The sequence below is a fragment of the Arthrobacter sp. 05T423 genome (assembly GCF_056396245.1).
On record NZ_JBFTLC010000046.1, the window covers coordinates 21,844 to 27,843 of the forward strand.

Genomic DNA, 6,000 nt, shown 5'->3' on the forward strand with positions numbered 1-6,000 from the left:
TGAGCGGTCCTGACAGGATGAACCTATGACTTACCCCGCTGCGGACAACCGCTATGCATCGATGCCCTACCGCCGCGTCGGACGCAGCGGCCTGAAACTGCCGGCCATCTCGCTGGGCCTGTGGCACAACTTCGGCGACGACAAGCGCTTCGATGAACAGCGCGCCATCCTGCGCCGGGCCTTCGACCTCGGCGTCAACCACTTCGACCTCGCCAACAACTACGGCCCGCCGGACGGCTCCGCGGAAACCAACTTCGGCCGGCACCTGCAGGACGACTTCAGACCGTACCGCGACGAGCTAGTCATCTCCACCAAAGCCGGCTACTACATGTGGCCCGGCCCGTACGGCGAGTGGGGCTCCCGGAAGTACCTGATCTCCAGCCTGGACCAGTCGCTGCAGCGCATGGGACTGGACTACGTGGACGTCTTCTACAGCCACCGTCCGGACCTGGAGACGCCGTTGGAGGAAACCATGGGCGCGCTGGACTACGCGGTCCGTTCCGGCAGGGCCCTGTACGCCGGCATCTCCTCCTACACGCCGGAGCAGACGCTCGAGGCCGCCCGCATCCTGGAAGAGCTGGGCACCCCGCTGCTCATCCACCAGCCCAGCTACTCCATGCTGAACCGATGGACCGAGAACGGCTCGCCGAACCTCTACGAGGCGCTGGACCAGGTGGGTGCCGGGTCCATCGCGTTTTCCCCGCTGGCCCAGGGCATGCTGACCGACAGGTACCTCAAGAGCGTCCCGGCCGGCTCCCGCGCGGCCAAGGCGAGGTTCCTCTCCGAGTCCGCACTGACCGAGGACAAGCTGGATAGGGTCCGCGGGCTGAACGCCATCGCCGCGGGCCGCGGACAGTCATTGGCGCAGATGGCCATCGCCTGGATCCTGCGCGACCAGCCCAAGGGCTCCCCGGTGACCTCCGCGCTCGTCGGGGCATCCAGCGTCAGGCAGCTCGAGGACACCCTGGCCGCCATTAACAACCTCGAGTTCAGCACAGCGGAGCTGACGGCTATCGATGAGTTCGCCGCCGAATCAGGCATCAGCCTCTGAGCGAAACGGACCTCCCAGTGGGCGACACATGCCGGTACAGAATCTGACGGTAACACCAAGTTCGGGCACAAAAGGTCACTGACTTTTGTCTCGGGCTGGCCCATAGGTGCGCGGGTCCCGTCCAGCCGGTCCAGTTTCCAGACCACCCGAGTGTCGACGGGGCACAGCGCCTTGGGACACGCGACCAATTGAGGGCGGCACCTAACCCAACGGCTTCATCGGCAGCGAGCAGCCGCGTCTCGTCCGCAGGGATGTCTTAAGTCATCCGCATCCCTTCTCTGCCGCTGAGGCGGTGTCCGCTCTCGATCGAAACCCAAATTTAGAGCTGCGATCCCACCGCGATGTCGGTTAACACTCATACGCAGACAACAAGCTGTAGCAGCCGCTTATGGGGTACCAAGCTGCACTACGCCCCAACCTGCCGCCAGGCAGGAAGCCGAAATGCTGTCAGAATCAGGTTCGATTCTGATTTTCTGACAATGGCTGGAGGAAGTCTGAGATCCCAGCCTGACACCATCGACTCGATCGATGGCAGCAGCGCGGCTTTTGAGGTCAATATCGGCGCTCCCGCGTTTCAGGGCGAGATCGTCCCTTGCATCTGCTGAAGTGTGTCTCTCAAGATTCTGCGATGACGCGAGATCGAGCGCGGGTTATGAGACATTGCAACGAGACGTTTCCTTTGGCTCCAGGGGTGGGGTTGCCGTTGTCTCGGGTCAATCTCTCCCAACCCTCGCCTTGCGGGACAGACTCCGTTTTCCTATAACCTCCACTGATCCACGGCCGTTTCCGGTCATCCACGCCCACCTGCTCATGGCGGTTGAAGAGCAGACTCAAAGAGACATGTACATGGCCGCGCGGCCGAGTTTGGACCCGTATGACGGAGCAACCAAACCAGAATTGCCCGGAAGAAAGTCCGGCACATACTCGAGGACGGATTACCAGGATTGGAAGGCCCCTGCCCGCGAGGGACGACAACGCCGACACACTCGGCTTCCATTTTCACCGATCTCGGCGAGATTCCCCTCGCCGCCGACGCACCGGCTGAGCGGGCTTCGTCGCCTGGCTTTCGTCATGTAGTCATCCGGCAGGTTGGCCATGAAGAAATATGAAAGACCGGCCAGGCGGATACCTCACGTCCTGATGCCGCGCCAAAAAAGCTGCACTGCATCATGCAGTAGACGCTGAAGGTAACCATGAACAGTCAACGAGGCGAAAACCAGAGATGCAGGGATGAAAGGCGGCGTGAGCTTCATGAGCCAACTGCACGGCAATGCCGGCTACCAGTCGGCCACGGTAATGGGCTCCAGAGCATCTGCCGGAGTCCGGCGGAACCGATTCTCGAACAGCTGGGCGCAAGTCATGTCGCGCTCCCCCAGACCCACAATGAACAAGCAGAACAGCCAACGCGAACCCAGAAGGGGAAACCAGGTGAACAGCCAACGGCCAAGAAAAGAAAGCCGACCAGAAATTTTCTCAGGTCATGTTGCCCCAGCCAGTTACGCCCATGAACCGGTAACAAGCACCAAGACCACCGAGCAAGGAACGGAGGAGGCAGCAGACCACAGCACCGGCCACCAATGAAAAAGGCCCCCGAAGGGCCCCTTCACAACACAATTTGTCCACACTCAGAGGCTAAAAAGCCCCTGAACAGGGGAAACACGTGCCCGAGATGGGACTCGAACCAGCCGCTCCCTCTGGGATTCCGCCGATCTCCCGAAAACCTCCCCAATCCGCCCCAGTCCGATGCCGGTACAACCGGATCCGAAGCCCAGGGTGTGGACACTGTCCACACCCTCGCTGTGAAATTTTCGTACCAAGAATTGGCAGCGCGGTAGTCCTTCCCTCTCCAGCATTTCTGTGCGGAGCAAGCCGAGAGCTGAGATTGGAGGGGAGAGAAGGCAGCTCTGCTGCTGAGCGTTACCTGGGTGACCATGATCGACCCGGACGCAATGACCCGTCACGCCGCTCCACCACCGTCACGGCTCTTGCCGTTGTCGGGTCAGTCCCCTGTCGACCGGATCGTCGCCCACAGGTTGTTAGGGCTCATCTCGCCCCAGTACCCCTGCCGGTCCTTTACCCAGTTTCACGATGGGCTCGACTAGCTCGGCACAGCCAAGGCAGGCTAACGCTTCGTCCAATGATTCCGGCCAAGACGACAGTCGAGGCCGTCGACCTTGACGCTCACACCTAAGCAACGAACGATGTATCCGCGTTTATCCAGATTTCTGGATAAACAGCTAGTCACTGCGCAAGCTTCCCAGCGGGGCCGCCTCGAAAGCCTTGGCCATCATCCCGGTTGTCCGTAGCTTTTCTTCCCCTGGATACCTCTCCGCGGGCTGGTCCGCTAAAGAGGCGGCGTCCTCTCCGTCGGATTCGAGCTGGAGGGATTCCCTACGGTGTCCGCGGTCCTGCTCGCCATCTGCTGGTCGCGTACGCAGTGATCCTTGTCCTGAACCATGTCCGTCTGACCAGCTTCCGAAGCGCCACCATCGCCGACTTCCTGAACCCGGGCCGTGCGTTCGGCTTCTACACTTTCGTCGCGGGCAGCATTGTCCCCGCGTGCACCATGGCCACAGCCGGTGCGCCCTGGACAATGTCTGCCTTCCTCGTGCGTCGGGACTCGCCTGGCTCGTACCCGGCTACGTCATCCCCTGGACCGCCGTCTTCGGCCGAACGGAACGGCCCCGTGATCTAAGGAAGCGAACGGCACGTAGTTCATCTGGCGCGTCGCAAGCCAAGCGGTGGTTGGCGCCTGCGCCGCGCTTGAACCTCTCGCCGGCACGTGGAAGGCAGGCCTGGCGCTGCTCGCAGTCGTCTCCTGGTCCGTGGGGGTCGTCTTCTATGCGGCGGTGGGAATCTTCGCTTTCCTGCGCCTCATGGTCTATCGGATTCATCCCCGGGAGCTCGGCACAGGATACTTCGGGTCAATATGCGCCACGGCATGAACACGGAACTCACCGAGGCTGGCCAGAAGCTGATGCCGACAGCCAGCATGCGAGGCGCGTCAGACCTTTCTTACCACACTGGATTTGAGCTGCATGGGGCCGAAGCCATCCACTTTGCAGTCAATGTCGTGGTCACCCACGCCGTTCACGAGGCGGATGTTGCGGACCTTGGTTCCAACCTTGATTGCAGTGGCGCTCCCCTTGACCCTGAGGTCCTTAATAACCGTGACGGTATCCCCGTCTGCGAGCACGTTTCCGACAGCATCCTTAATCATCACTGACTCAGCGTCCGCTTCATCGGACACGACCGGCGACCATTCGTGGCCGCATTCGGGGCAAACCAGCAACGCGCCCATCTCGTAGGTGTATTCGCCGGTGCATTCAGGGCAAGGGGGAAGGGTTTGGCTCACCGTCCAATAATAGACGGGCTGTCCAATTGCCGGTCGCGCATTCTGGATCAAGACCGGTTCAAGACCTGTTCCGCTAACTCGAAATGACTTCTCGATCCGGCCTCTCGAATCGGATGGGGCCCGACGAAAAACGAGAGCCCGGAGCAGAGGAGCCGCCGGCGGCGTAACTCCGAGCCTTTGAATTCTCACGTCACCCCAACGGCAGCTAATCTGCTGGCATGACCTCTACGATTCGCTCCCTGTACCTCGATGCAGCCCGGGCCGCCGCTGGGCTGATCGCCGACCCGAAGGTGGCCGCCGCCTGGGGCGATCCTGGCGCGCTCCCCAAGATGACGGTCGGCGGCATCGCCGAGCATCTGGCGGTCCAGATCCTGTCGGTGCCGGAGGTCATCGCCGAACCGGTCGAGGGCGGCGAGGAGCTGGACATCGACAGCTTTTACGCCCAACTCCGCTGGGTGGGCGAGGACGTTGACAGCGAGACCAACACCGGCATACGCGACAATGCCGAGAGGCAGAGCGCCGAGGGCCCGGCCGGGCTGGCCGCGCGCACCACCGCGACGGTGGCGGAGATGGCGACCGGGCTGCTGTCCGTCCCCGACCACCAGGTGCGGATGGGCCATTGGCGGGAAGGCGTCTCGCTGAGCGTGGACAGCTTCCTCCGCACCCGTCTGCTGGAGCTGCTGATACACAGCGATGACCTGGCGGCGAGTGTCGGCCTGGATACGCCGGCCGTCCCTGCCGCGGCCACCGAGTCCGTGGTGGACGTGCTGACTCGTATCGCGATCCGTCGGCACGGCTCCGTTGCGGTTCTCCGCGGCCTGTCCCGGGTCGAGCGCGCCCCGGAGGCGATCAACGCCCTCTAGCGGCGCGTTTCACAGGTTTCTTGGGGGTCGCTGCCGGTGGATGGCTGTACCTGAGCCTCGAGGAATTGCCCGACCTGGTTACGCTGCCTGCATCAGGTCCCGCAGTGAATGGCCTCACTATCATGACCGTGTGCCGGGCTCCCCGAGGACGGGACGTACCGGATCCCCGACGCTCATACAGCCGTAGCCGGGGCGTCTCGGCGGTGACCACATCGGCGATAAGAACGCCGACGCCGGGATGGTGCTCGGTGAACTTCCTGGTCAGATGCCTAGGTCAGGGCCGGGATCTTCAAGCGCAGGCGTCGCTCAGCCAGGTCCGCCACGCACGGCTGGATCACCCGACGCCGCGGCAGGCGAGCCGCTGGGCATCCTCCAGCGGATCAATACCTGGAAGTATCTTGCAGAATGCGGGTCGACCCGCGGCGATTTTCCCTTGTTGGCTGCTTGGAGGCTCCGGGCGATAAAGGACTGAAGGGAGCTCCCGCACCTCAGTGGGAGCCCCCTTCGTCTGCCTGTTGCCGGCTCCCCGAGGCCGGCTTCAGCGGTCTAGGCGAGGCGGGCCTTCAGGCCGTCGAGCTCGTTCTGGAGCGCTGCGGGCAGCGACTCACCGAAGTTGGCGAACCACTCCTCGATCGAGGCGAGCTCGGTCTTCCATTCGTCGGCGTCGACGCGGACGGCGTCCTCCACCTGGGCGGGGGTCATGTCCAGTCCGGTGAGGTCGATGGAGTCGC

General features: G+C 62.8%; 5 protein-coding genes. 3 read left to right on the forward strand and 2 right to left on the reverse strand.

The features are described from left to right. The first annotated feature begins 25 nt into the window (after positions 1 to 25). Both mgrA and AC1DFE_RS22430 read left to right on the forward strand, forming a co-directional pair. Entirely contained in the window at positions 26 to 1,051 is a 1,026-nt protein-coding gene (gene mgrA, locus AC1DFE_RS22425; protein WP_476908053.1) for an L-glyceraldehyde 3-phosphate reductase, read from the forward strand. A 2,741-nt stretch (positions 1,052 to 3,792) separates the two neighbouring features. Further along, positions 3,793 to 3,996 (forward strand): hypothetical protein, encoded by a 204-nt coding sequence (locus tag AC1DFE_RS22430; protein WP_476908054.1) that lies wholly within the window; start codon positions 3,793 to 3,795, stop codon positions 3,994 to 3,996. A 59-nt stretch (positions 3,997 to 4,055) separates the two neighbouring features. Here the strand turns inward: AC1DFE_RS22430 and AC1DFE_RS22435 are convergent, their stop codons facing one another. Beyond that, positions 4,056 to 4,406: a zinc ribbon domain-containing protein YjdM gene (locus AC1DFE_RS22435; protein WP_476908055.1), complete on the reverse strand. Its 351-nt coding sequence runs from the start codon at positions 4,404 to 4,406 to the stop codon at positions 4,056 to 4,058. A gap of 218 nt (positions 4,407 to 4,624) precedes the next feature. On the opposite strand from AC1DFE_RS22435, the gene AC1DFE_RS22440 reads away from it, so the two are divergent. Further along, on the forward strand, positions 4,625 to 5,269 hold the full coding sequence (locus tag AC1DFE_RS22440; protein WP_476908056.1) for a maleylpyruvate isomerase N-terminal domain-containing protein: 645 nt from the start codon (positions 4,625 to 4,627) through the stop codon (positions 5,267 to 5,269). A gap of 546 nt (positions 5,270 to 5,815) precedes the next feature. On the opposite strand, the gene AC1DFE_RS22445 is transcribed toward AC1DFE_RS22440, so the two are convergent. Then, positions 5,816 to 6,000: phosphoenolpyruvate carboxykinase domain-containing protein (locus AC1DFE_RS22445; protein WP_476908057.1), on the reverse strand; the 185-nt coding region annotated here is incomplete at its 5' end.